Annotated in this window: 27 protein-coding genes; 4 read left to right on the forward strand and 23 right to left on the reverse strand. The window is 58.6% G+C overall.

Annotated elements, in window-relative coordinates:
* Nucleotides 1–124: 124 nt before the first annotated feature.
* The 6 genes from HNP46_RS28140 to HNP46_RS28165 all read right to left on the reverse strand — a co-directional run bounded on the left by HNP46_RS28140 (nt 125) and on the right by HNP46_RS28165 (nt 4767).
* The gene (locus HNP46_RS28140) at nt 125–625 is read right to left on the reverse strand and encodes a hypothetical protein (protein ID WP_184595619.1); all 501 of its coding nucleotides are present in this window, start codon (nt 623–625) and stop codon (nt 125–127) included.
* A gap of 89 nt (nt 626–714) precedes the next feature.
* Nucleotides 715–1203 (reverse strand): dihydrofolate reductase, encoded by a 489-nt coding sequence (locus tag HNP46_RS28145; RefSeq protein WP_184595621.1) that lies wholly within the window; start codon nt 1201–1203, stop codon nt 715–717.
* Between the two features lie 41 nt (nt 1204–1244).
* A complete protein-coding gene (locus HNP46_RS28150) occupies nt 1245–1757 on the reverse strand; it encodes a hypothetical protein (protein ID WP_184595623.1) in 513 nt (170 codons plus the stop codon).
* Between the two features lie 56 nt (nt 1758–1813).
* Nucleotides 1814–2998 carry a hypothetical protein gene (locus tag HNP46_RS28155; RefSeq protein ID WP_184595625.1) on the reverse strand — a complete coding sequence of 395 codons (1185 nt, stop codon included), beginning with the start codon at nt 2996–2998 and terminating at the stop codon, nt 1814–1816.
* Nucleotides 2999–3007: 9 nt separating this feature from the next.
* A complete protein-coding gene (locus HNP46_RS28160; protein ID WP_184595627.1) occupies nt 3008–4165 on the reverse strand; it encodes a hypothetical protein in 1158 nt (385 codons plus the stop codon).
* 2 nt (nt 4166–4167) lie between these two features.
* Nucleotides 4168–4767: a hypothetical protein gene (locus HNP46_RS28165; RefSeq protein WP_184595629.1), complete on the reverse strand. Its 600-nt coding sequence runs from the start codon at nt 4765–4767 to the stop codon at nt 4168–4170.
* Between the two features lie 132 nt (nt 4768–4899).
* Here HNP46_RS28165 and HNP46_RS28170 point away from each other — a divergent pair, with 132 nt between their 5' ends.
* Complete coding sequence (locus tag HNP46_RS28170; RefSeq protein ID WP_184595631.1) at nt 4900–5178, forward strand: hypothetical protein; 279 nt, start codon at nt 4900–4902, stop codon at nt 5176–5178.
* A gap of 187 nt (nt 5179–5365) precedes the next feature.
* Here the strand turns inward: HNP46_RS28170 and HNP46_RS28175 are convergent, their stop codons facing one another.
* Complete coding sequence (locus tag HNP46_RS28175; RefSeq protein ID WP_221455154.1) at nt 5366–6400, reverse strand: RNA ligase family protein; 1035 nt, start codon at nt 6398–6400, stop codon at nt 5366–5368.
* A gap of 283 nt (nt 6401–6683) precedes the next feature.
* On the opposite strand from HNP46_RS28175, the gene HNP46_RS28180 reads away from it, so the two are divergent.
* Entirely contained in the window at nt 6684–7391 is a 708-nt protein-coding gene (locus HNP46_RS28180) for a 3'-5' exonuclease (RefSeq protein WP_184595633.1), read from the forward strand.
* 126 nt (nt 7392–7517) lie between these two features.
* The gene (locus HNP46_RS28185; RefSeq protein ID WP_184595635.1) at nt 7518–8612 is read left to right on the forward strand and encodes a hypothetical protein; all 1095 of its coding nucleotides are present in this window, start codon (nt 7518–7520) and stop codon (nt 8610–8612) included.
* 6 nt (nt 8613–8618) lie between these two features.
* Here HNP46_RS28185 and HNP46_RS28190 read toward each other — a convergent pair whose 3' ends face one another.
* From HNP46_RS28190 to HNP46_RS28200, 3 genes are all read right to left on the reverse strand, one after another.
* Nucleotides 8619–9230 (reverse strand): hypothetical protein, encoded by a 612-nt coding sequence (locus HNP46_RS28190; protein ID WP_184595637.1) that lies wholly within the window; start codon nt 9228–9230, stop codon nt 8619–8621.
* A 32-nt stretch (nt 9231–9262) separates the two neighbouring features.
* Nucleotides 9263–10156: a hypothetical protein gene (locus HNP46_RS28195; RefSeq protein ID WP_184595639.1), complete on the reverse strand. Its 894-nt coding sequence runs from the start codon at nt 10154–10156 to the stop codon at nt 9263–9265.
* A gap of 100 nt (nt 10157–10256) precedes the next feature.
* Entirely contained in the window at nt 10257–11189 is a 933-nt protein-coding gene (locus HNP46_RS28200) for a hypothetical protein (RefSeq protein WP_184595641.1), read from the reverse strand.
* Nucleotides 11190–11302: 113 nt separating this feature from the next.
* On the opposite strand from HNP46_RS28200, the gene HNP46_RS28205 reads away from it, so the two are divergent.
* Nucleotides 11303–11656: a hypothetical protein gene (locus tag HNP46_RS28205; protein ID WP_184595643.1), complete on the forward strand. Its 354-nt coding sequence runs from the start codon at nt 11303–11305 to the stop codon at nt 11654–11656.
* Nucleotides 11657–11718: 62 nt separating this feature from the next.
* Here HNP46_RS28205 and HNP46_RS28210 read toward each other — a convergent pair whose 3' ends face one another.
* From HNP46_RS28210 to HNP46_RS28270, 13 genes are all read right to left on the reverse strand, one after another.
* Entirely contained in the window at nt 11719–12642 is a 924-nt protein-coding gene (locus HNP46_RS28210; RefSeq protein ID WP_184595645.1) for a hypothetical protein, read from the reverse strand.
* A 281-nt stretch (nt 12643–12923) separates the two neighbouring features.
* Complete coding sequence (locus tag HNP46_RS28215; protein WP_184595647.1) at nt 12924–13097, reverse strand: hypothetical protein; 174 nt, start codon at nt 13095–13097, stop codon at nt 12924–12926.
* 65 nt (nt 13098–13162) lie between these two features.
* Nucleotides 13163–14023 carry a prohibitin family protein gene (locus HNP46_RS28220; RefSeq protein ID WP_184595655.1) on the reverse strand — a complete coding sequence of 287 codons (861 nt, stop codon included), beginning with the start codon at nt 14021–14023 and terminating at the stop codon, nt 13163–13165.
* 164 nt (nt 14024–14187) lie between these two features.
* Complete coding sequence (locus HNP46_RS28225) at nt 14188–15576, reverse strand: hypothetical protein (protein ID WP_184595657.1); 1389 nt, start codon at nt 15574–15576, stop codon at nt 14188–14190.
* Nucleotides 15576–16922, reverse strand: coding sequence for a hypothetical protein (locus HNP46_RS28230; RefSeq protein ID WP_184595659.1), 1347 nt, complete (start codon nt 16920–16922; stop codon nt 15576–15578). Before HNP46_RS28230 ends, HNP46_RS28225 begins: the two co-directional genes overlap by 1 nt.
* A 62-nt stretch (nt 16923–16984) precedes the next feature.
* Nucleotides 16985–18310 carry a hypothetical protein gene (locus HNP46_RS28235; protein WP_184595661.1) on the reverse strand — a complete coding sequence of 442 codons (1326 nt, stop codon included), beginning with the start codon at nt 18308–18310 and terminating at the stop codon, nt 16985–16987.
* The gene (locus HNP46_RS36095) at nt 18310–19437 is read right to left on the reverse strand and encodes an ATP-grasp domain-containing protein (protein ID WP_184595664.1); all 1128 of its coding nucleotides are present in this window, start codon (nt 19435–19437) and stop codon (nt 18310–18312) included. Before HNP46_RS36095 ends, HNP46_RS28235 begins: the two co-directional genes overlap by 1 nt.
* Nucleotides 19438–19662: 225 nt before the next feature.
* Entirely contained in the window at nt 19663–20505 is an 843-nt protein-coding gene (locus HNP46_RS28245) for a hypothetical protein (protein ID WP_184595666.1), read from the reverse strand.
* Between the two features lie 3 nt (nt 20506–20508).
* Nucleotides 20509–21915, reverse strand: coding sequence for a glutathionylspermidine synthase family protein (locus HNP46_RS28250; RefSeq protein WP_184595668.1), 1407 nt, complete (start codon nt 21913–21915; stop codon nt 20509–20511).
* A 41-nt stretch (nt 21916–21956) separates the two neighbouring features.
* Nucleotides 21957–22973 (reverse strand): DUF1190 domain-containing protein, encoded by a 1017-nt coding sequence (locus tag HNP46_RS28255; protein ID WP_184595670.1) that lies wholly within the window; start codon nt 22971–22973, stop codon nt 21957–21959.
* Nucleotides 22974–23035: 62 nt separating this feature from the next.
* Nucleotides 23036–23458, reverse strand: a complete 423-nt coding sequence (locus HNP46_RS28260; RefSeq protein ID WP_184595672.1) for a DUF350 domain-containing protein — start codon at nt 23456–23458, stop codon at nt 23036–23038.
* A 15-nt stretch (nt 23459–23473) separates the two neighbouring features.
* Nucleotides 23474–24151: a DUF2491 family protein gene (locus tag HNP46_RS28265; RefSeq protein ID WP_184595674.1), complete on the reverse strand. Its 678-nt coding sequence runs from the start codon at nt 24149–24151 to the stop codon at nt 23474–23476.
* Nucleotides 24148–25173, reverse strand: coding sequence for an ion channel (locus tag HNP46_RS28270; RefSeq protein WP_184595676.1), 1026 nt, complete (start codon nt 25171–25173; stop codon nt 24148–24150). The genes HNP46_RS28265 and HNP46_RS28270 overlap by 4 nt, the downstream gene beginning before the upstream one ends.
* Between the last annotated feature and the right edge of the window lie 55 nt (nt 25174–25228).

The raw sequence follows: 25228 nt of genomic DNA on the forward strand, positions 1-25228 counted from the left end.
CACATAGTGGCGCGCCACCTCTAGCTTGAACTTCCCATCATGCCTTGCCATGTGGACCCCTCAGAGTTGGTGTCCAACATCTGGGGGTCAGTTCATGGGAGGGGCTTCTTCAGCGGGTCGGCTATTAGCCGAAGGAAGGGCCAGAGTCTTCCTCCTTTCCCCTTTGGGCCAGGAAGTTCTCCAGCCAGAGCTCGTAGTGACGGCCGGCGTGATTCAGGGCTTGAGGATCATCCAGTCGGGCGATTACTGGCGCTGCAATCCAGGCGTCGACCCAAGCCTTGAGCTCTTCGAGAGCATCCTCTTCGACTTCAGGGTTCTCGAGATAGGCGCCTTGATGGAAGAACAGGGGCTCAAGGTCTTCGCCGGTCTTGCTGGTCTCAAACATTTCCAGAAGAACAGGTTGGAGCTGCCCCTGGTACTTGCAGACGCCGATAGCGACGCCATCCTCGCTGAGGATGGCTACCGCGCCGTCGCCGGCCGCCAGTAGGATTTCGCTGGCCACGTAGACCGATTCGAGGAGCCTGTTGTAGACCGCGTCGTACTCGGCATCGGTGATGATCTCGCCATTTGCCAATGTGCTGCGAGTGACATGTGGCTGGCGGGCCAGGGTGAGTGCTGTGGTCATCGCGGTTCCTAGAGTCTGCCAACGCCGGCAGTTGGGCATGATTCCAGCCTACAGGAGCAGCTTGAGGCCGGGAAAGGCGCCATAGGTTCTCAGTTTGCGTTAGGCCTGGCCCAATAGGTCACGGTGAAGCCTTCCTGCGGTCGAAGAGCCTTGAGCACAAACTCCTTCCGGATGGTCGCGAAGAACTCCTCGGGGAGGGAGGCGTCCGCAGGCCCACGGTAGTCGATCTCGCTCAGCACCAGGTGCGTTGCGTACTTCAGGGACTGCATCCAGATCGATGGGCCGCCAATGATGAACACGCGCAGCTCTCTGTGTAGGCGGCGTAGGGCGGTCTCGATGGAAGGTGCGGTTTCGAAGCCGGTGATGACGTTACCGCTTTCGCTGATGACAATGTTGCGGCGGTACTTCAGCGGCCCGCCAATCGCATCCGCCGTCTTGCGCCCCATGATGACGGGGCGCCCAACGGTAGTCTTTCTGAAGTGTTTCAGCTCGGCGGGAAGATCCCAGGGAAGATCATTGTTGAGGCCAACTTGACCATCCCTGCCAAAAGCCATGATCAGGAAAACTTGCGTATCCACGGTGCCGCTCTAATTATTGTTTCGAGCGATATTATCAAATTTCAGAGTGGATAGAAGTCGTGTTTCCTTTCCTCTCGAACTTTCATCAAACGCTCAACCAGTGTCGCCGGGTTAATGGCCCGCATTTTCAGTGGAATTGAGTCGTTATTGATGAAGTCCAGCAGGATCTCATCAATGAGTTCGTGGGTAAGACCATCCGAGTTCAGCACAATGAACAGGCCGACTCCGTCAGGATGTTCGTTGTCGACCACGAACAGCTCCTGGGTGACCATATCCATGCGGGAGAGCAGCTGCTGGGTGATGGCCAGGCGTTCACCGGGCAGCTGACCCATCTCTTCGGCGGCCAGACGTGCGGCATACAGCTGGGCCGTCATCATGGTGATGTCGTAGAGGGCGTCTTCACCGACGGGCAGTTTGATGCGCATCAGCTGCGTGTCGATGCCGTCCTGGTCTTTCGAGTACCAGAAGCGATCCATCTGCTCGGTCATGATCAGCGTCTTGAGTCGATGAACATCGAGCTTGCGCTGATTCCGAGGTAGTTCAATCCAGCTCATGGTCAGTTCCTGAATGTAGGTGGCCTTTAGGCCAAAAGTGACGACATGATACTCGATCAGAGGTCGAAGGCGTCAGCCATGGACTGGGTATCGAACCAGTCTTCGCCCTGGCATACCTCGCGCAACTCGCGTCGGATGAGTTGAATACTCGCCTGGCGGACTTCAGGGCTTAGGCTGTTGACCAGCGCCAGCAGCCGAGCGTCGGTTTCAGGGGTGTGCTCCCAGCCGTGCTGACGAGCCACCGACATCCCTTTGATGATCGCACTGACAGCGTCCGTCAGGTCTTCTCCTGGAACTGGATTGAAGTGCGGGAACCAGTCCTGCTCAAGGCTCTTGATGCCAATGAGCTCGAAGGCTACAAGCGCGGTGATGCAGGCCGAAGAGGTGGCGTCCTCGGCAGCTTCTTGCCTGATCAGGTTGTCGAAGTAGGGGAGCAGCTGAGCTTTTTCGAAGTGTTTGGCGGCGGCCACGAGCTTTTTCGGCTCGCCAATTCTTTCCTGCAGGAGTAGGGCCTGGGTGAGCTTCTCGACACCGAGTTGTGCCAGGCTCATGGTGCCGGTCTTCTCGCGGAATTCGCTATTTGCGGACAGCAGAATATCGACGATTTTGTCCTGGTTCTGCTTGAGCCAATCAATCAATGCCTCGTAGGGCGCCGGTACTCGATCTTTGTAAGTATTGATCTCAGAGATAACGCGTTGCTCACAGAACCTGATGACCTGGACTATCGCTTTCCAGTGAGTCTCGGCAACCTGCAGATAAGCGTCCAACACCCTGGCCACCTGCGGGGACATGTCAGTGTCCTCCTCGGGCGTCTTGCCTGCGTCGGTCAGGTAGCAGGTCTTCTCATGCACGGTGCTCAGTAGAGAAGTTGACCCCCAATGTGCTTCCTCTGCCTGGAACACAGGGATTGCCCGGTCAAGGAAGAGATCAAGTACATCCCGACGGGGCCCAATGACGTCCTGGATGGAAATCAAAGAGCGGTCAGTCAGCCGGGTTTCGAGCAGGATGGCCTGTAGGCAGGCTGGGTGTTCCCCAAAGTCGTATTGGATCTTGTCGCGGGCGGCGATAGCAGCGGCGGCAACCTCCCGGTCTGCATTATCGCAGGCCTCATCGATGGCCTTCAGGACTTGGCGGAGGGGGTACATCGAATCCACGGGCACGGGCGTCTTCACGCCGGCCAGCTCGGCGAGCGCCGGCCGCGCAGAATCGATCAATGCCTGGAGTGGTTCGATCCTGATCATCCCGACTCCTCAGATCTCGAAAGCCGTGATCGCACGGCGCGTGTGGTAGCTGTCGAATTGCTCGAAGATTTCACGCAGGGCAGGGTACTGATCGAACTTGTCGTAGAACTTTTGGGGAACCTCAGTGTTTCGCAAAAACTCAGTCAGCCACTCAGGTCTGATCGACGAGAAGTCGCCTTTGTAGGTATCGAGCACTTCGCCGACCTTTTCCAGTTGTGGTTCAAAGCCTTCAGGTGCAATGAGCTCGCCGCGCTGAAGGGCGTCGCGGATGAAGAGCATCGGCTTCCCGATGATCCTCTTGCGGAACGACTCGTCTTGGTCGAGCTTATCTCGATTGTCGATGAGCACCGTCAGGGCTGGGCCTGTGAAGAAGCTCTGATGGTTGTCGAGGAAATGCTGGGCCATGTCGAACATGCCGAGCTCAACAGCAGCGATGAAGCCTTTGGTGTAGGAGTAGTTGGCTCCGTCGTCAACGCCGTAGATGATCCGAGCCTCGTTATCGGCAATGAACTGCCTGTAGTTTGCCCTGTGCTCAGGGTTAGGGGAGTTCACAGCCTGCTCGAACAGCATGTTGATGGCTTTGGGGGCCGGCGTGAAAACGGGGTCTCCAAACTTGAGGTCGAGCATCTCGTCGACAAGCTCAAGCACAGCAGTCGACGAGCACTGACCGCTCTCAACGATCTTGTTCAGGTAGCTGCTGTAAATACTCTCGTAGCCGTAGTCACCTTTTCCGTTGATGACCCTGTAGTTCAGGTACAGCTCGTTACGCCGGATGAAGTTCAGTGCGTGCTCTGCCAGCTTGGTGCCTTCCAGGTGTGCCAAGCTCTCGTGGCCGTTAAGCGAATCACTGGGGATCAAGTAGCGCATATCCAGGTTGAGGTGCGAGAAGTACTTGAGCATGTTGCTCAGGACAGGCACGAAGTTTCGATTACCGCCCATAAACGAACTGCAGGCCAGACGCCAAACCCCTTCCAGGGCGCTATCGAACTTACGGATGACGGCGTAAGCGTCACGCTTGCGGCACTGCTGGATGAAACTGTCGACACGCTGGATTAGGGCCTGCATGTCCTTTTTGGACATGCTGCAATCTTCCTGCATCACTCTGAGTTCTTCACCGAGGCGCATTGCCTGCTCAGCTAGTGAGCTCTTGTTCTTGATATCGCTCATGGTCAACAGGCCTCGTGAATTTCGTCCAGTGTCAGGTGCAGGCGTTTCTTGATGCTGATCTGTTCCGGGAACCAGGCTACCCAGCAGGTATCGTCGGCTCGAACAGCCAGCACCCCATCAAAACCAAGGATGTCTCTCAGGGCCTTCAGCAGTGCCGGCGCGCTGCCGCTGAAGAAGTCCGTGCCCAGGTTCTTGAGCGTCTCCAGCAGCGGGCCCTTCATGGCAGCGTATCCGCTGGCCGCCCGCTCGATGAGCACACCTTTGTCCTCAAAATCCAGGTCGCCGAAGTTGGCCAGCACCGCATTCAGGTTGGGGGAAGCCAGGAGGATTGCCGTGGCTTGCTCAACGCTGAAGGGGTGGTAGCTGTCCGCGACCAGGGGGTTCGCGATCTTCAGTTCAACCTCCAGGAGCGTAGGAAACAACGCTCGCCCTGGATCTTTCATCACTTTGCGCAGTTGGTCGCAGTGCCTCAGGGCAACTCGGCCGCTACTGCTGAAATAGATGCCAGCACCATAGTTCTGAAGCGAGTCTTCCAAAAGAGAGTCTTCAAACTGTTCAATGTGGCTAAGGCTCCCGTGGAAACAGTGCTGTACTTCATTCATCTCGTAGCCGTATATCATTCAATCAGTGTACGAATGGATTCTTTTCGTCGTCAAAAGCAACGTCTCATTGACTGGCAATATTTAGGGTCGCATGATTGAAACCTAAGTGAATAAACCGTTAAAAGAACCACCATGATCAGCAAAGTTCAACGCACCGGTCTGATTGCCCTTTCTGCGTCGCTGAGCGCCAGCCAGCAGAAGCTGTCGATGGCCATGCACAGGTTCCGGCACAACGAAGTGATGAAGGTCGACATCTCCGACCTGACTTATCAGGTCGGCCTGATTGCTCTGGATACCTCGAGGGTACTCGCCGGAGAGCTGGACGCCATCAGCGATTTCGACCTGGGAATGCTGCACATCCAGGGGGAAATGGTGAACCGAAAGGCGCTTGAGATTCAGCAGTCCTTTTAGGCAATATTGTAGAAAGGCAGGCCTAACCGGAGGACGTGACATGCGTCGACGCGAAGAAGACTGGATCTGAGCCTCACATTTCCGATGCGCGCCCAATTGGAGGGCCCCCATCCGGAACACCTCCAGGCCGCCGGCCAGGAAAGAGAATGCCCCACCGTTGCCGGCGGGGCATTCTCTTTTGGTCGACTTACGCCAGGCCATTGGGGCGGATCTGTTGGTGCTTCCAGTGGGTGTCGGTGGTCACGTGGCCCTTGCGGACGTACTTGGCCACACTGCGGCGGAAGTCCCGGTAGTGGAATTCACCGCGAAGGCGCACAACAAAGCCTTCCGATACCTCCTGATCTGCACGCTCTTCGTAGGCCTTGAGGATGGCCTTCTTGTCGTAGATTCCGGTGTAAAGGGTCTTCACCGGAGTCACGTCGAGGAGTTGGAACCACTCCAGCATGTCGTCGTAGCTCAGGCAGATGTTCTTCTCGTTCCAGAGGAAGAACCCCAGGAAGTAGCTGGGCAAGTTCCTGTACTCGATGGAGTGGATCGCGTACAGATCTTCACCCTGGATACGCCAGCCTTCCGGGATGTTGTGGCGGATCATGCCCCAGAAGCGACGCACCCAGTGCTGTGACGGATGACTATCCGAGTCCAGGCTACGAGCGTGGTAGGCATGCCGGTAGAGGGAGGCGTTTTCGCCATCCATCTTCTCCGTCGAAACGACCTCCTTGCCCTCGAAGTACTTCAGCTCGTCTTCCACCGTCCAGATTTTGTCGTCGCTGGTCGCGCCGGGCGAGTAGCTGAGGTGCGTTGTCCGGGCGGCTTTGACCAAATCGTTGAAGTCACCGAGAAGGTTGGCCTGAAGCAGCAGCCACTGCACATCTTCGAGGTCGAACAGCTCACCCTTCATGCGTGTGCCGTTAGGCTGGAGCTGGTTCCCGTAGCGGTCATAGCGGTCGCTGGCTACCAGGTGGTCGGGGATGATGATCTCCGGGATGCCGGCTGCATCGCGCAGTTTCTGGGTGTTCAGCAGGGTGGTCATCGCGTCCTGGCGGTGCTGGTCGCAAAGCGAAACGCCATTGCCCAGGTAGTGGCCACCGTTGTCGAACAAACGGGTGTCCATGATGTGATGGGCATGATCAGCAGCTGCCCGGCAGACCACGCAACGGTCTTTGTCGCGGTTCCGGACGTTGAGAACGAACTGTTGCTCGCTCAGCAGGATGGGGGACTTCATGTCATCGATCTCCACAGGCTCCGTGCCTGCGGGTCGAAGAGGCAGGCGAGCGTTACTTGATGTAGGAAAGCAGGTTTGCCTTCATGCGTGCTCGTTGGAAGGGTGGTATGAATTTGTGGTGCGCATTTTAGTGACAGAACGTCATGACGTCAATAGTCGGGTAAAGGAGTTGGTGGCCCACAGAGACGACACCAGCTCCCAAGCTAGACGCAGCGGCTCATGGAAACGACTTTGCAGAACAGCCATCTGGCGAATAGCGTCCGCCGCCTGATACGATATAGCCATGACAAACCAAAACGAAAAGAAGAAAGAAAGAACCTACCCCCGCGCCTACTACTGCTGTGTCGACCTGGAAGCAACCTGTTGCGACCAGAATTCGATCTCGCGGGATGAATCCGAAATCATCGAGATCGGCGCCGTCCTCATTGATCCCGAGGGCAAGGTCGTTGACCAATTCCAGAGCTACGTGAAGCCGGTGAAACATCCGACCCTCACGCCGTTCTGCACCAAGCTGACCTCGATCACTCAGGACAAGGTGGAGAACGCCCCAACCTACGCCGAGGCCATGGTTGCGTTCAAGGCATGGTTCGATGCGGCGGAGGCCCGTGGCCAGAAACCCTTCGCCTGGGGTAGCTGGGGAGCCTACGACCGTAAGCAGTTCGAGCGCCACGCCGAGCTCCTGGGGCTGCCCACGCCGTTCACCTCAGCAATGCTGCACATCAACTACAAGGACGAGTTCGGCTATCGAGCGGCCTACCCGAACAAGCGCAACCCAGGCCTCGGCCGGGCAATCGCCGACGAGAAGATGACCTTCGACGGCGTGAAGCACACCGCTCTGGCCGATGCCCTCAACGCCGCCGCCCTGGTGCCCAAGGCCATCGGCTGGGTCGAACCCCTGATCCGCGCCAAGAACCTCCAGGAGCGAGAAAGGAACGAGCTGGCTGCCCGTCGGAAGCGCGAGAAGAGCTCTGGTGGAGGCCTGTCCCGCTAACTCCTGCGGGTGATTTGAAGGCTTCTCCGGGGCTATCCTGGAGATAAAGGGCCTCCTCGTTGTGGCCTGCCTGACGATCAATATGCTTAGGGCACCGCACCTAGGCATCGCACAGTGGACTTTCCAATGCCCGCCGACCACGTAATGCAATTCTCAGAAGACGAGCTCGAAGCAATCAGGGCTACCCAGCTGAACTATCCGAAGCAGATCTGTGCGCGCGTGGTAGCAGAGTGTCCGGACGTTCACCTGGCAGTTCAGGCTATCCAGGCGGCGCTCGGCAGCACAGGGAAGGCACAGCTTGGCCCGCTTAAGTGCGGGGTAGACGACCTCCTCAGTGACCCGGCTCATTACGATGCTGCGTTGGTCTGGATGTACCAGAACAGCAGCCAATTCCAAGCCAAGTATTTTCTCGACCCACTGAAGATCACTCACGGAGGATCGTTCCTTTACGCAAGGGTTGGCAGGGCGCTGTCACGTAATGCTGATGGTTCGCTAAAGGAGTCTAAGCTCCTCAAGAAGGTGCTCAAAAACAGGTATGTCTGCATGACATTCCTGGATTCGGCCCTGCACTTTAACGACACAGAAGCCCTTGAAGTCCTCATGAAGCTTGAGGCGGTGACGAAACACTTCAAGCGCAGCGACCTGGTCGAGCGGGCTCAGAATGCCAAGGCGCCAATTGAGATGAAGGAGTACCTGTCCGAGGGTAGTCGCACGGGTTCCAATGCGCTTGCGGCACTTGCCTTGGGGCTGAGAAACGACAGGGTTCTCACAATCCCAGCAGAAATGATCACCGATGCGGTGATCGAGCATGCTTACCTGATCCCCGGCATGTTTCAGTCAGAGGCATGCGCTCATGAAATCATTGGGGGCAAAATTACTGCCCTCTTTGGCGAACTGCGCAAGAAAGGCGCTGACCTTTACCCAGTACTGGCGGTCGAGCGTGATGGGCCCTATGCCTGGGTGGATGCGGTGAACCGCATCCCAAACCCTGAAGAGGAATTCGCTGAGATCTGCGAATTTGCCCTCCGGTGCTCTCCGAACCAGAAGGCGATGGCAATTGGGCTTCTGGCTGGGATTGAGCCGGTGCGCCTGGCTGCCCATCCAGAGGGGCAAAAGCTCTTGAAGACTAGGTTCAGTGCCCTAGGCGATCCTGCAGATCTGGCGGAGATCAAGTCCGACAAGTTCGCTACCAAGGCCGCCATCGGTGTCTTCGAGCTGTAGCCGTACTTAGGCAGCCACTTTCAGACCCACTTTAAGCTTGGCAAGCTCATTGCGCAGATGGCCGGCGGGCAGGTGCTCCAGGACGAACATCAGGAACCCGAGCTGGGCATGGAGCTTGTACTTCGCATGCCTCCGGCCATCGGCCGCCTTCCGGAGACCCTTCTGAGCGATTTCGGCGCTCACCCTGCCTGGCAGCGCCTGTAGGATCGTTTTCGCACCTATCGACGCACAGAAGCGCTGGGCGAGGCCCTCGTCGCCAATATCCCAAGCGCTGACCAGGCACGCGGCGATGTCATCCTCGTCCAGGTCGTTCCGCAGGCATGCACCGGCAAGTGCTTCCCGAGAGAAGTGCTGGGTGTTGCCCAGGGCCGTCGAAAGCCGCGCCAGCGCTGAAGCGGCATCCTGGCCAACCTTGCGTAATGTCGGCGCCGGCAAGATGGCCAAGGCCTCGGTGATGTGCCGCTCGAGGTTGTTGTGGAGCATGACCAGCTTGGTCGCCGTGCGTGTCCTGGTGGACACCAACTGTCGCCGGGGGCCTAGAGCCGCTTGGAGGCTCGACAGGGTGGCATAGGCCTCGTTGACGGACGGCACTGAGCCCTGGGCCCAGGCGCGCAGCATTTCGTTAGTCTGGGGCGAGTAGGGCGCCATGTTTATACGTACCATGTTTCTGGTTCGTCAACGAACTCAAGCACCGTATGGATCATTCGCTGGTCAGGATGTCGGTTGATCAACGTACCTTGCCTGATGACGTTGTCGAGCAACTCTACCACCTGCGTCCTGCGAAAATCCCTTACCCCTTCAACGCCCCGCACGAAGATCTTCTTCATGGTTTCTCTGAGCTCTGCCGGCCCGCCATAGAAGTAGGCGGCAAGCAAAGACAGTGGTGTTCCTTGGGTCAGCGACCTGATGTCTTCGAGTACGAACTCGCGCACCACTCTGTCTGCCATCTGTGCATACGTAGGTACGAACCGGTTCCTTCGGAGGAATTCCCGGTAATCGTCCATCTGAAGGATTCGACCCAGCAACTTGTGCGAGGCCTGCGTAAGTATTTCCTTGATCTGAGCTTTGAGCTTGGCGCTGGACGTCGCATACGCAGCAATTAGGAGGAATGACTCCTCTTCGTACATCTGGTCAGGGGATAGCTCGAAGGGATAGCTATCGAGCTCGCTACGCTCAATTTCGAGATCACCCCCTGGGCCAAAGAAGTGCAGGATGTCCTTGTGCCCAACTGACTTGTTCTGTGCGGCGGCGATGAGGAGCAGCATGCGGTTTACTGCATTGGGCTTCATAGCAGCAGCAAGCTCAAGCGTTCGCACGGAAGCCATAGGATTCAGCAAACTCTTGAACGCCCAGGATGAGGCAAGAGCGTAGGGGCGCTCAATCATGAAGGACAGGGTGCCGGCGATACCTCTGCGTTGGTTGCAGACAAGGGTATTGGCAACCTCAAGGGCTTTTTCCTTCGGCCAGCTACCTTGGTCGTCGGTGTCCCTGACTAGAAGCCCGAGGCGTATCTCCAGCTCGTAGATCTCTTTGCTCTGCATCATGACCACATCCTGGATTGAAATGATGCGTCTTTTTAATGGAAATTGCAGGGAAAGGGAAGTGAGGAGGCGGGCCGCAGACTCCTGCAGCCCGAATGGGTGATCAGATGGCCAGCGCTGCCTCTCTGACTACCGGCTTTGGTATGTTGTAGGTCGGGCAGTGTTGCTTGGCCAGGCGCACGAACACCTCTGCGGCACGCTTAGCGTCCTTCTGCTGCTCGCCAGCCACGACCATGCTGGCCTGCATGTGCTTGCTTATGTTCTCGACCTTGTCCTCGAAGTATGAGGACTTGGCCAGCAGCGGCTGGCTCACCACGGCTTGGATGGCGTTGAGGAATGCCAGCTTGTCACCAGCACGGTAGAGCGTGGACATCAACTGGCCAAGGTCGGCTTCCTGGTAGAGACCATGCTTAGCCGCAAAGGCAGCGATGACTGGCTCCTGCAGGTGTGCACGGCTTAAGCTCTGGGTGTAAGTCTTCGCGCCCTCCTGGAAGCTTTCGTGGCGCAGCATGAAGGCTGCGTCCTTGGGCTGAAGGTTGTGGATGTTGAGGCCCAGGGCGAAACCAACCTGCGGGTCGTTGCGGAAGATGCCGTGCACCAGCGGAGCGTACCCATCCCCACGCAGAACGCGGCTGTCATTGGCAATGTCGACCGGTGTGTGGCCAGCAGGGGCATCGTTAAACAGCGCAGGGTCGACCGCGAGCGGGCCGCCAGGCGCGAAGACCTCGGCATAGCGATCCGGCGGCACCCAGGAGGGAAGGGCGACCATCAACTGGTGCAAGGCCTTGCTATCGGGGTTGAGGCTGGCACATAGGGATATCACTCGTTCGGCCATTTGCCGGCGAATGGCCTTGGGCACCGCCTCAGGTCGGTTCAAGGCCCCAGCGATCACCATGGCGACTGAGTTACCGACCGGGTTCACCTTGCGACTGGCCAGCATTTCTCGCGCGCAGCTAATCACGGCCGGCGAGCTGTACTTGTTGGTCTGCAGCAACATCAGCAGGTGTTCATGACCAGGACGGGACAATAGGTTCATGGCGATCTCCTCTATAACCAGCTTACGTTCCGCGCACCCAGTGATTCCAGCGCAGTGACAAGGGCCCGCAATTATGAGCTAATTGCACATTCGTCGATACCTGGACACTACTGATGAGCAGCGTCATGCGAATGGGCTATGGCTTTCCGGCCAGTCAGCTCAGCACCGTTGAGTTTCGTGCCCTCTGGAACAAGCGCGTGGAAGGCCCTGGCGGCATGAAGCCGGATCTGATCAGCTGTCATGGACAGAGCTTCCGCCAAGAGGACACCGTTGTGATCCTTAAGTCCTTGGGCCAGGCCCCGAATAATGGCCAGTACATGACCGGCGCCGCGATCACCAACATGCTCCTGGAGCATGGCCAGACATCCGTAGAGCTGCGCGAGGCCATGGATGCGACTCTGGTGTTGAATGGCCTTTCCCACATGCGGGGCCGCTGCAACCAGATGCTCTATCTCGCCGATCACTGAGCAGGGCTAGCTGGTAGGCATGAAAAAGCCCCGCAGTGCGGGGCTTTTCGTTACCTGCTCGATCAGAGCCCTGGGCCAGAGTCGCTGATGTCCTTCTCGAGGGACTTAAGCTTGGCGTCACCCTTCTTGATGAAGGCTTTGCTGATGGCCACGGCCTTGGCTTCAGGGAAGCCTTTCTGCTCGAGGAATGTCTGCAGTACGAGACCGGTGGAGCTGAGCGCCGAAGGCTTGTGCATTCTTGGATCGCTGAGCAGGGTTTCCTCGACCAGTTTCACCAGGCTCTTGTCCTGCGACTTGTGGGCCTCGCTCAGCATGTACGCCGAGTCTGAGTCCCTGTACCAGCGATTTTCGGCGGCGAATCTGAGCGTCGGCACCTGGCCGAGTTGGGAGCGTGATAGATGGCCACGGCTGTGCGTGAGTAGCTCCTTTTGAACCCAAGGCACTTCGATGATTTTCGCCAGGACAACAGGGTTTGTGTACTTCAGGCGGGCTGAAACCTGTTCGGCGACAGACGAGTGGCCATCGAGGTATTCGAGCAGTGATTTAACATTCTCGGCTGAGTCGTTGTACTCGTTCAGGGCGAAAGGCAGCTGAAGAGACTGTGTCCTGGAAGAAATGTCCTCGTAGCCGACAGCATCCAGTTCAAATGCACCGCCGGGGCCGAAGGAAGCCTTGAAGGTCTCCTCGGTCAGGCAGGGGATCAGGTTGTAGGCCAGGCTGACCCTTGTCATCTGGCTTTTCATCAAGTCTTGGGCATCGAACGCCAGAAGATGTTTGATGAGGCGTTCGCCGATGCGTAGGCGATCCTCACGAGACTCGAACTTAGAGCCTTGCAGGGCCGTGATCATGAACGGCCCAATCCCTAGATCAAGGCTTACGGCCTTCTCCATCTGCCTCGCGATGTCCTGATCCGAACTTTCCTTGTGGCGAAGAGCTGCTAGCAGTGAGCTTTGGAGTTCATAAGTGCTGATGGTCTTGGTCGACATGGAATGTGCTCGTTGGATTGATGGCTCGCTGGCCCATATCTACAAGATACAGATGGAGAGTTCATCGGGCCTAGCGGTCTTCGGGCCCGACGCACTTTACCTTGATGTTGAAGGTCGTCATCTGCGTGATTGCGTTACGTACTCGTGTGCAGTCTTCTTTTCGCTCGTAGGGAATGATCTGCACATTAGGGATGCTGTTCATGCTGGTCAGTGCCGTAACAATGACGAGTGTCCACATAGGAGTTTCCAGTGTATTGGTTTGCGATGAAGCGTGTACCACGCTACTTGGTGTCGGGCCCGACGCACTGAGGCGCGACCTTGTTGTTCGTCCTGATGTTGATGACGTCCATCGCTCTGAGGCAGTCGGCCTCGCTCGTAAATGGGATTGCCTGTACGAGAGGAATCTCCTGGCGCCGGAAATCCGTGAAGTAAGTGATCATGATCAGCAGCCACATGGCGATGCTCCTTTGTCCAGAAATGAAGAAGCCCCACGGATGTGGGGCTTCTCCGGCAGAACGTCTTACTTGTTGACGTTCAGGAAGGGCACGGAGCTGCCAGGCACCATCTGCTTCGGCAGTTCGCCGTTCCAGCGCTCAGCCTTGGTCAGCTCGATCAGGTTCTGGTTGGAAGCCAGAGCCTCGGCCTTGGCGCGGATAGCGTCGGCATCAGCCTGGCCGCGCAGACGGGTCGCTTCTGCATCAGCCTTTGCCTGGGCAACTTTAGCGTCCGCATCGGCTTGAGCCTGGGTAACTTTGATCTGTGCTTGCACCTGTTCGGTGGCCAGATTTTGCTGGCGCGTCTGGATCGCTACTTCTGCAAGCATGCGATTCTCAACACTTTTTTCGTACACATCAGAGAAATCAAGCCCCTCGACCTGAACGCTGTCGATCACGATTGGGCCGATGGTTGCTTCTTTGATGGCGGCGCCGACGTCGACGGTCAGCTGGCCACGATTCTGCACTGCTTGAATGGCCGTGTAGCGTCCGAAGACGGCTTCGACCTGGGTCGGAACCTGTCGGCTCAGCAGGCGAGCAACCAGGGAGTCGACGTTGCCGTAGTTCCGGTAGACCTCGGCCACCATGCCCGGCTCTACGTGCCAGGAGACCGAAACTACCAGGCCTGCGGTCTGCTGATCCTTACTGTAGGCTTGCAAGCCTTCGTAGCGGGTGGTGTTGCGTTGGGTGCTGATCTCGACCACGGATTGGAAGAACGGCCACTTCAGGTGCAGGCCGGGCTCGGCAATAGTGTCGTACTTGCCGTTGGTGAGGACGACGCCTCGTTCTTTTTCGTCGATGGTGTATGCCGAGCCGATCAGGGCACAGGCTACGACGAAGGCCAGAAGGCCGCCACAGATCTTACCTACGGGGATTTCGCTGCTCATGAGGATGCGATGATTCCTGGATAGGACTATCGGAGGCGCACCCTCGCGCGGACGAGAGTCATGAGGTCATGACCGCTCGTCGGTTACCCCAGATTCTACAGATTGCCTGCCAATTGACAATATCAAGGAAATTGCGAATAGAAGGGCGTCAGGCGCCCCACGATTCAGAGACCCAGCACTTCTGCCATAGCACCGGTCATGAGGCTGTCGTCGAGGCCGGAGTTGTCGACCAGATCGAAGTCGGAAAGCCAGCGGGCTTTGACCTCCTTCTGCTTGCCGACTTTGAGGATGATGGTGCGCGACTCCGCCGGCCCCAGGTCATCGATCAGGGGCTGCAGATCCTGCGCGCTGCGTTGTCCACTCTCGTACAGCATCAGCATGGACACCAGCCGGTTTCTGGACTGCGGGAGATAGGCCGAGAGCTGCTCAGCTAGCGCCAGCATTTCCTTGTCACCCTGCAGGACGAAGGTGCTGATGGTCTGGGACAGGGTATCCATGATCCGGCCCCTCGCCGCGTCAGATACGTGCGGGAGTAGCCGGTGCGCCAGCCCACAGAGTCCGGAGAACTTGGCCGGGCCCAGGCGCGGCAGCTTGTTGCCGGTAAACACCCGGTCAGCGATTTGCTCGTGTGAGGCGTAGGGAAGGACGCGCTCCAGATCGAACTGACCCTCAGCAAGGCACTGGCCAAACTCCCCGTCGCCTTCCTGCACCCAACTTAAGCCAGACATCACCTGAGCATGGAACGCAGGGATCGCTGTTCCAGCCGGCAGGCGGCCTAGCTTCTGATCCAACAGGAGGTTTTTGGTGATCTGCTCGATGCACTGCATGCGGCTCACTGCCTGCAGTCCGTAGCCTCGATACAGGTCGGCTTTGATCACGGAGAAGATACCAGGGTCTTGCAAGTAAAGACGTGCCTGGGCGCTGACATGGGCGTAGGACTCAAACACCCACTCCTGGTACACGTTGAGGAAGGAGGGTAGCTCCTGTTTGTCTGCAAACTTCGTCCAGCTGGTGCAGACACCATGGGCCTCCAGGAGATCCTTTACGGCGCAGGGGAACCCTTGGCCGCCGGTTCCATAGCGCTTCCCATCGGCGATCTGCTGTGCGCGTTTCACCGTGAAGCTCTCGTACCGTGCTCGGTGCCTCGCCAGGATGGGTTGATCGAGGAATCGGAAGTGCCGCTGCAGGTAGACGATGGTTTCGACCCGGTTGGGGGCACGCGCCTTCCAGATCATGTGCTCAGCCAGGTCACGCTCCAGGAAGATGGCCAGCACGGTGAAGGCCTCATGCTCGGCCAGCGCATGCAGCGTCTGGAAGGTGGCAGCGATCTTCAGCTGGTCGGTCGGGTCGTTGCAGTCATAGGGCTGTAGATCGACCTTCCCCGTCGGCTTGCCGCTGCGGGTGTCGATTTCGTCCTTACCCAGCAACACCTGCTTTATGGCACCAATGAGGCTGCGTTTGCTGCCGGCGTGGCTGAAGTCACGACTGCCTTCGAACGGGAAGGGAAACTCCACCGGTATAGCGGTGGAGGTTGGTACGACAGGCTTGTTCATCAGCTTTCCGATGCAGCCTTGATGACAGTGGAACGGCTCTTTCCAGGGCGGGGAAGGGACTGGCTGTATTCCAGGTTATCCATCCAGGTGCTGATCAGATCAGGGTTGGTGGTGATCTGGCGCATGATGTTCAGTGATTGTTTCGGGCTAACTGCTTCGATGGACTGCTTCATTCGCTCGGTACTGATGGCGCCGATGGAGTAGAGCGCCATGTCGACAGATGTCCTGACCAACTTGGGCAGGTTGATGCCAATGAGGTGAGTAAGGACTTGGTGGAACAAGTCTTCGTCGATGGCCGAATAGCAATGAATGACCGGCGCCAGCTGCTCCAGGATCATGGTGCCGGTGTCGATCTCCACCAGCGGCATCAGTTCGAAGGCGAACTCGATCAGAGATGCCATCTGCTGCTGGCCAACGTGATTGAAGCTGGCGCCCTTGAAGATGCGCTCGGCGAGCCATTCCGGATCGGTGCCGGTCTGGGCGATGACCTCGCTCAGCGGACGCGAACCGGTTTGAACAGCCTTGGTGAACTCGCTGTCGAGGGGCTGGACGAAGCTAAGCTTGGCCAGGCTCTGGTTGGCCAGTGCATCCAGATCCACGTCGGTCAGCGCCAGGAACTGATCCAGGGAGAGGTTCTTGACGCCCAGGCGCTGCCGGCCGTTGGCCAATGCCGAATTTGCAGACTCGACGTAGGTCATCAGATCCTTGTTCACTTGCTGGATCGAGCGCTTATCGCGGAGTACCTCAAGGCCATGCTCGCGGCCGATAAGATCGCGAAGGCAGGCGAATTCTGCAGGGGCACACAGATACATCAGCAGGGTCTGCATCAGCTGTGCCGGCGTGCTGCTGAGGTACTTGGCCACAGCCTCTTTCGCGTCCGGTGCCTTGTCGACGGACAGCAGGCGCTCTGCGCTGTATGTGTAGTGCAGATGCCGCTCCATGATCATCGCCGCCGGCCAGGTCTGCATGGTGATCTCGGCGAAGTCGCGCTTCACGCGGGTGCGGCCCCGCTTTATAACCGACGCGGCCCGCCTGGCAACCGGCTGCTCAAAGAGCTTGAAGTGACGCTGCAGGTAGACGACGTTCGGGATCAACGACTCAGTCTTGAGCTTCTCCAGGCTGGAGCGGATCAGTTCGTACTCGAGCATGGCGGCCAGGGGCGCGTAGTCCTCCATGGCGGCGAGCTTGAGCAGGGCCTTGAAGGCACCGTTGACGGAGCGCAGCTGTGCCTTGGTCATGTCCTCGAAGAGGAAGTCTGCGTTCAGCAGCAGACGCTGCAGGCCAAGGCCGATACGTGCTTCGGTGAAGGGGAAGGTGACAGGCAGTTCCAGGTGATTTGAGATCATCAGCTTCGCGGCTAGCTGGTTGACTGGCATACGCCCGGCGGCCGGGCGCGATGAAGAGGGGGTCAGAGGTTCAGGATGCTGAGCATCGCCTCTGTGTAGACGCTGTCTGAGGCCGGCGTGTCATCGACCCAGCCCAGGAGCACCTTCATTTTCGAGTGGAGGATAGTATCCTTCCCGACCATCTTTTTCACCAGGCGCCGAGCTTCCTTTTGCAATTTATTGTCGGCTATGTGTTTCTGCACCACAGCTTCGTCCAGGCCACTGTCGCGGAGCAGTATCAGCTGTGTACCCAGTCGCTGCAGTGGGTCTTCCATGTGCTCGACACAGTGCCGCAGCATCGGCGTCAGCTCCTGGTAATCGTGCGCCGGCATCCGCTTGAGGGTGTTGTGGCCGTAATAGGTGACCAGATGCTGCCTGACTTGGTCATCGGGCAGCTGAGCCAGCTGTAAGGCGAACCGGTTGAGGTGGCCAGCGATGTCGCCGCCGTCCTTGTAGTGCTTCTCGCCCTGGTAGATGGTCTGTGCGATCTCTATCAATGGTCGCCACTGGGCCAGCGCCTGCAGGTCGAAAGAGCCCGGCGGGAGGGCTCTGCAGAACTCCTGATCTGCCGGCACCAGCCACCTAAGTCCGGCCATCGCCTGGGTTTCGACCTGATCGTAGTCAACTGGGGGCAGATGGCCTGCCTCGACGTCTTCCTGCAGCTTTCTCCGGATCATCTCCCTGGATCGTGTGTTTCTCAGGTACTCGATGCCCACTCTGCGATAGATCGCAGTTTCCACCCCGTTATAGGGGGATTGGTTAACCAGGAACGCGCGAAGATAATCACGAACCCGGTCGGTGGTCTCGCAGACAGTCCGATGGAACCAGTTCGAGATCGATGGTGGGTAACCCCTGGAAGTTACCCCGTCCATCGTGAACGGAAAGAGTTGGTGATGGTGTGCGATCTGTTCATCAGGCCAGTTGGCGACCCACTCACCCCGGCTCGACATGACCTGTGGCCCCTCTACGCCGGCAGAGGCTTGTTTTGCCAACGCCCTGGACTGGATGGTAAGGGCCTTGGTGCGTGCCCCAATACGCTGCTCGAAGGGTTTGTGGCGCTCCATCAAGTAGTGGCAAACCGCGATATTCTTTGGAGTAGTGACTCTACCGACGATCATCTTGCCGGCATGCAGCTCAATCACGGCGGCGGTAAAGGCGAAGGCGGGGTAGTTGGCCAGCTCCCCGAGGGCTACATAGGCCTCGTCGAGCTTCACCCGCGCATCGCTCTCAATGCCTTTCTCCAAGACCTGGTTGATCAGATCAGCGAATCCCTTGCCTACCGTGACACCTTCGAAGGGGAACTTAACCGGCAGCTCCGGGATAGGAGGGAGGTCACGGGTTTTCTGCATCAGATGATCCCCAGTCCGCCGAATGCGCCTTTGAAATCAAGCTTCAGGTCTTCGTCGTCGGTAATCGGCATTGGCAATGCCATGGGCTCGATCAGCGGGATGCGGGCATGGCTGTTGAAGTGCTTGTCGATGGCCCTGTACATCGGCAGCGGTGCGTTATCCAGGTAGCGGCCAGAGCGCGTGAATTGGTTCAGCTCGACTACCTGGCAGCCCTGTTCTGTCTCGGCGATGTCCAGTGCGTAGGCGATGGGCAGCAGCGGGTTCTGGTCTGCCGCGAAAGATACAGCGAACTGACGCACGGCCAGGGGAACGTCTTCGGACTGATAGTCGACATAGCGTGAGAAACTCATCACCTGGCCCTTGAAGACAAAGCAACGGTACTCACGCTTGCTGCCTTCGCTGGCGCCAGCCTTCGGGGCGTCCTTGGCGATGTTCATCACTGCACTGACGATAAAATCGTGTCTGATGACCTCTTCGTGGAGCCGGCCGCGCTGCGTCATCTCCCGGTATGGGCAGTACCAGTCAGGATCACGGTTATGGATCACCCAGTCACCGGGCACACCAATGTCCGGGCGCATGGCCCGTTCGATGGGGCGAATCAGGGATTCGAGCTCTTCGCGGGAGTTGATGACGTGACGCAGGCTGGAGCCGTGGGTAGGGCCTTTGTCCGAGCCCTTGATGAAGATGGGGAAGCTCAGTCGCCCGTCGGTGTACCAGCGCTCGAAGAATTCGGCGCGGGGCACATATTCAACCCTGCGGCCCAGGTACTTGGAAGAAAGGATCAGCTTGCGTGGCCACTCCATGATGGTGGCGTCATCCTCGGCCGACAGCAGGGGCGTGAAGCCTTCTGGCCCAGGGCCGCCGGACAAAGTACGGAGCATCACTCTGGCGCTCTTGCGCTTAAGCTTGCTCAGGTCGACGTTGGTGTCGAGGATCTCCTGTCCGCCGGTAGCGTAGGCGATGAAGGGGATGCGCGCGTTGCGCAGCACATAGGCCTCAAAGCCACGCTCGCGCAGGATGCAGTAGCTGTGGTTCTCATTCACCTCGGTGTAACGGTGAGCCGCGATGCGCAGCCCCTCTTCATAGTCTGAGCGAGACTTGAACTCGATGCCAATGATGACAACCACGGCAGATCCTCTGTGTTGAGAACGTCATTCCAGGATGCCAGGGCAGTCACCGCGCTGGCTATTTAGGGCGAAAATGCGAAGGGCTCCTTTCGGAGCCCTTCTGGATAGATCCGGCCACCACTTTCGACAGGCCTTGCGCCTGTACGGGGTTACCCGCTGGGGAGCGCTCAATCTCAGCCGGTTAGTCGCTCCGAAACGTCATTTTAAGTTGAGTGGCCAGCATTCTCAAGATGGGAGGTACTCAACGCAGTGCCGGCGCAAGACAGGCATGATGGCTGGCGCTTTGTCCGGGGCGTAAGTCGCAGTGAGCTTGATAGAGGTGGTGCAGAGACCGTGGTACTTCTCGTCTGCCGGCGCGGCGTAGGCCATGTAGGTCGGGCCTTCGTTGAAGTCCACAGCGACGTACCAATCCTCGTTCCACTCCACGCTGATCGAGCCATCAATGGCCAGGGTCAGCTTAGGGTCGTATACCCCGGCATGCTGGGTGCTGTTGATCAGCCAGGCGGCCTTCCGGATGGTTTCCAGGCTGGCGCAGTAGCCACGTCCGTTGTCCACGGCGAAGCCTTCCAGGGCTGCCTTTGCATCAGGGCTCCAGAAAGCGAGGTCGCAGAGGACTTCGGCCAGGCTATCCGAGGTCAGCTGCTCCGGCGGAAACTCCTGGTCAGCAGGCTCGTCGGCCGGGAAGTGCTCGCGCAGTAGGGCCAGCACCTCTTCGGTCGGCCCTGTATCCATGTTCAGAGGGGCGGCGGACACGGAGCCTTCGTTGTCACGGATAGCCATGCCGCTATAGCGGTTCGGGAAACAGTCCACAGCAACATAGAGGGATTTCTTCGTATGCCACGTCAGGCAAATCTCCCCGCCAGTCCCGAGCACACAGGACGGCTGCGCGATTCCGGCAGCATAGACAACCCTGAGTAGCTCCACGGCCTTCATGGCGCCGGGAACGCAGGCAGGGTTGGCTGAGTAACCATCCCAGCCCTTGGACTCATGCAGGAAGCGATGCATGCGCTCCCTGCAGTGGTGGTAGGGGCCAGGTACGCCCGAGACGACTTCGTGCTTGCTGAGCATGACTTAACCAAGGATCACGTGGGGTTGGAAACGGCTGCTGTCCTTGGTCACCAGCGAATCATCCTCACGGATACCCATGCCGCAAGCCTCGTCGCCCACAACCCAGGATCCAATGAGGGAATGGCTTTTGCCGTGGCGCATCAGCGGAGCGTACTGCTGGATGATGTACGGCGCATCGGTGTACGGGCCTGGCACCGACTCTTTCTCGCCGCCAGGGGTCACGACGTCGACGTTGGCGCCTTCGCGGCTGAAGTAGGGTTTGCGGACAAAGCCGGCGCCGAGGCTGGCGCTGGGGTCTTTGTCGATGAACGCCGGCAGCAGATTAGGATGGCCCTCGTACTCCTCCCAAAGCAGGGGAAGGATGCCTTTGTTCGACAATACGGACTTCCAGGCCGGCTCGATGAAGAGGGTGGAGCTCTTCTCGACCTTCGGGCCGAAGCCTTCCTGGAAAATGTGCTCCCAGGCATGCAGCTTGAAGAGATAGCTGATTGGGTTGTCATCCATGTCGATGAACTTGCCCATGTCGTTGCAGCCTATCTCTTCGATAGCTACGAAACGTGCGTCATAGCCTGCCTGAGTAGCGACATCGCGCAGGTAGTCGACGGTGCCACAGTCCTCCTTGGAGTAGCCCATGGCGGCGAAGTAGAACGGCAGGGTGATGCCGTACTTGTCGCGGAACAAGCGGAAGCGGCTGAGCAGCTTCTCGTGAATGCTGTTGAACTGGTCTACGTCGCCGGGTAGCTGGAAGCGGCTGCGCATGTCAGTCATCCACTGCCACTGCACTACTGAGGCCTCAAACAGGCTCGTCGGCGTGTCGTAGTTGAGCTCCAGGAGCTTGGCCGGGCCATTGCCGGTGTAGGCGAAGTCCATGCGGCCGTAGAGATGCGGATGGCCTTCAACCCAGGAGGTGTAAACCAGGCTCTGGTACTGCTTGGGGATGTGCAGCCGCGTCATCAGCTCTTCGCTGCGGCAGACCTTATCGCACAGCGCCATGATGTGCTGGTGAAGATCGTTGGTCGGGTCTTCGATGTCCCGCTCAACCTGATCAAGGGTGAACTGCCAGACGACCGACTCATCCCAGTACTTCTCTGGGAGGAACTCCCTCACGGGGTTCTGCGGCGGCTGTACTGCGGTACCGAAATTCTGTACCCACAGGTGCCGGCGGGTATCCTCCCAGGGCAGGGCATTGCCCTGGCCCTGGGATTCAGCCTGCAGCGAATCCAGGTGTGCCTTGACCATGTTCTGGCTCTTCACGAAGTCTGCTCGGCCGGCCAAGCCTTGCGCCGGCTGGTAGTGCATGACTGCGTCCTGGCTCTGTACGAGGTCATTGCCAAAGGTGTGGAACTGGAAGCCAATACCCTCGGCAATGGCCTGCCAGTTGTGGCGTTCGGCGATCTGGATGCGCTGCATGTTACTTCCTTGAGATGTTGAGGAGTGGAAGAGCAGGGCGGTTAACCGCCGCTGCTCCAGCCACCACGGGCGGAGGCTACGCTACCGAAGCCGCTACGGGAGCTGGATGCGCTCGACTTGGACGAGCTACCCCAGCTGCTGCCCCAGCTCGAACCGCTGCTGGAACTGGTCGACTTGTAGGACGAACCGTAGCTGGACGAGTTGTAGGAGGAACCCGAGCTTCCCCAGCTCGAACCGGAGTTCGACGGCTTGTAGCTGCTGGATGAGCTCGGAGCCGCACCCCACAACTTACTGGCGGTAGACTGCGGAGGCTGCGGCGCGATGCGGGTGGTTGCGGCGCGGTTAGCCAGGCTGTCGGACATCGGCTTCTGGCTATAGTCCCAGCCTGAGCGAGACTGAGTCGACTTCTCGAACTTCTGACCTTCGTCGATCCGCTGCTTCAGCGTCGAGGTTCTGTAGTCGCCACGTGAGGTGCGCTCAACGTACACCGGCTGCGCATAGTAACGCGGTGCACTGGCATTGCTGAGGTTGCCCAGGGCATAGCCCAGCATGAAATCGCCAACACCGGAGTGGCTAGCGCCGCCGCTGGTGTTGTTGATGATGGTGGTGCCGCCGGCCGCCGCGCCGCCGCCGGTATTGATCACGCCGTTCTGGCCGCTGGCGGTTTGGGTGGCCTGCTGCTCTTCGCGTTGCTTCTCACGGGCCACTTCGACCGGGACTTCGTGGCTCTCGGTGATCTGGAAGCCAGCGAGCTTCGGCATCCACTGGGCGCCTGAGGTCTCGACACACGAGTCCTTCATGAAGACGTCTTCGCAGTCCGTCTGGGAGCTGAAGGTCGGAGCGACCTTTTTGTGCTCCTGCATCGCTTGGATCAGCGCGTTCTGGCAGATGTCGGTTGGCACCTTGGCGTCCACGCAGGCCTGCATGTTGGCGAAGGTCTTGGAATTGGTGACGGTGGCGACCTCAGGGGCCTTTTGCGGCTCATCACAGCCGGTCAGGATGAGGGGGATGGCACCGACCAGAGCCAGCGTAATTGCCGGGCTGGATTTCCTTTTCATCGCGAATTACCTCCAAATTGCAGTGGTGAGGGCGAAGACGGCAGTTTTCGCCCGACGCAGGATCAGCTCGGGGTCATGCAGGCCGCGTTGATCAGGCCAACGGCAATGGCCATGCCACCGCAGAAGATGCCGGCCGCGATGTTGTCGTCTTCGATCTTGGCGGAGGCGCCTTTCAGGAAGATGGTGCAGATACGGAACACACCCAGCTGCACAATGGCGGCCAGGACTGCCCAAAGCAGGAAGTCTACGGGGTTGTAGGAGTGACTGATGATGCTCTGGAAGGGGATGGCCAGGCCGATCACGGTGCCGGACATGGCGATAGCGGCGGAGACGTTGCCGGCGCGGATCAGCTTCATCTCATTGTGCGGAGTGATGAGGGTGTAGACCCAGGTGACGATGCCAAGGGCAACGACAGCGCACACGATGTACACCCAGAAGGCGATCACGGAGTCCAGCGGGAGGAACGACTTGATAACTTCGATCATTGGAGTTGGGCCTTATCAGAGAACGGTCAGTTCGTTCGGGAAGACGGTGACGCCAATCGCCACGCTTACACCGCGTGTCTTCTCGCCGTCATCCATGGATTCCTCACGGGAAATTACGAGGAATTCGTCGCGTGCGCCGCCGCAAATCGGGCGTGCGTACAGCATGCAGGTGTGCTCGCAGAGCTTGTTCTCGGCCTCTTCGCTGGTGACGTACTCGTCCATGCGGCGGAAGTCTGTCATGCCTTCTTCACTGCCCCAGCGGCGCTGATAGGTGTTGCCGTTGTAGGTGAACTCCGGCAGGCCAAGGCCAGTTTCCGGGCCCATCAGCTTCATGAGCTCGGTGTCGTCATAGGCCGGGATGACCGTGTACGCGTCGTAGTTGAACATGATGACGTTATCGACGACGTTTTCGGCGTAGCCGGTGGTGTAGACCTGCAGCATGAGATCCTCGTCCTCGAAGTAGAAGCGATGCATCTTCACGCCTTCCTTCAGGTCGATCAGGCCCCTGGCCACGACCTTGTCCGTGTCGCCGGGCAGACCAACGACACTCTCGCCCTGGAGGGTGAGCTTCAGTGCGTTGCTGGCGCTCACCAAGCTGTTCGGACGGATGTTCAGTGGGTCGTTGGTGTTCTTGGGCAGAACAATCGGCTTAGGCGAGCTGAACCAGCTCTTGATGGTATCGATGAAGCTCATTGCAGGGTCTCCTGAGTGATTCGTTTCTGCGCGATGTAGTAGACCTGTGCGCCCGCTCGCAGATAGGTCGCAGTCTCCGGCGGTGCAATCGCCGGCTTCGCAATTGCGTCGTGGCTGAAGCCAACGGCAATAGCGCCTTTGGCCTGCATTTTATTGATCAGATCGCGGTAGACGGCATCCCAGGCCAGCACCAGGGTGAATAGGCCGGCGCCGGCAGACGCATCCAGAAGATCGGTTACGACGGATGACGTGCCAGGATCATTGGCCGAGCGCACCAGCATGTCGGCAGTCATGGGAGAGCAGACCTCGATCTCGACCAGGTAGGACTTAGCCAGCGCTGCGCGCTCGGAGGAGTCGAAATGGGCAACCATGTGGCCCTTGTAGTTCGTCGAACCGATAGCAAGGGCGACAGCAAGAGTCTGGTCGTCGTTGGCTCCATGGACGATGATCCGCTTGGCATTGCCGGGCGCGCCGCGCAGCAGGGATGCCAGGCCCAGTCCTTCAGAACGCACGAAGAGGATCTTGTTGGGCAGCGGGTTCTCTTCCACGCCGTCAGCGCACAGGACGATTTCCGCGTCCTCGGCGCCGCGCTCAGCCAGGAGCATCTCCAGCAAGTGCAGGGTGCTGGCGCCTTTCCAGCCGACCACCAGGGTATGACCGGCCAGGTCGGAGTAGTCCATGTTGCCCTTCAAGCGGTTTCTCCATTTGTCGATCAGGTTGGCGGTGCAGGTGCCGATTACGGCGGTGATGATGCCAATACCGCCCAGCATGACCCAGATGGCAGTGAAGTAGCGGGCGAACGGGCTCTGCGGCGAGAGATCGCCATAGCCAACGGTGGTGGTGGTCGTCACGTACCAGTAGAGGAAGTTCGCGAACACGTCGGTGATGTGCGTTTCACCACAGGCGCGCAGCACGACGTAAGTGGTGGCCAGGTGGATGGCCATCGCCACGAACAGGTAACCCCAGCCGACACGTTTGGACATCCAATCGCCGAGCCGGCGGAGCAAGAGCAGGAAAGGCATAACTCGTCCTGAGCCTCAAAGTGGCGACATAATATTACCGAAATTGTCAGTGCGT

The organism is Pseudomonas nitroreducens (genome assembly GCF_014204515.1).
In the GTDB taxonomy this organism is placed as follows: domain Bacteria; phylum Pseudomonadota; class Gammaproteobacteria; order Pseudomonadales; family Pseudomonadaceae; genus Pseudomonas; species Pseudomonas nitritireducens_A.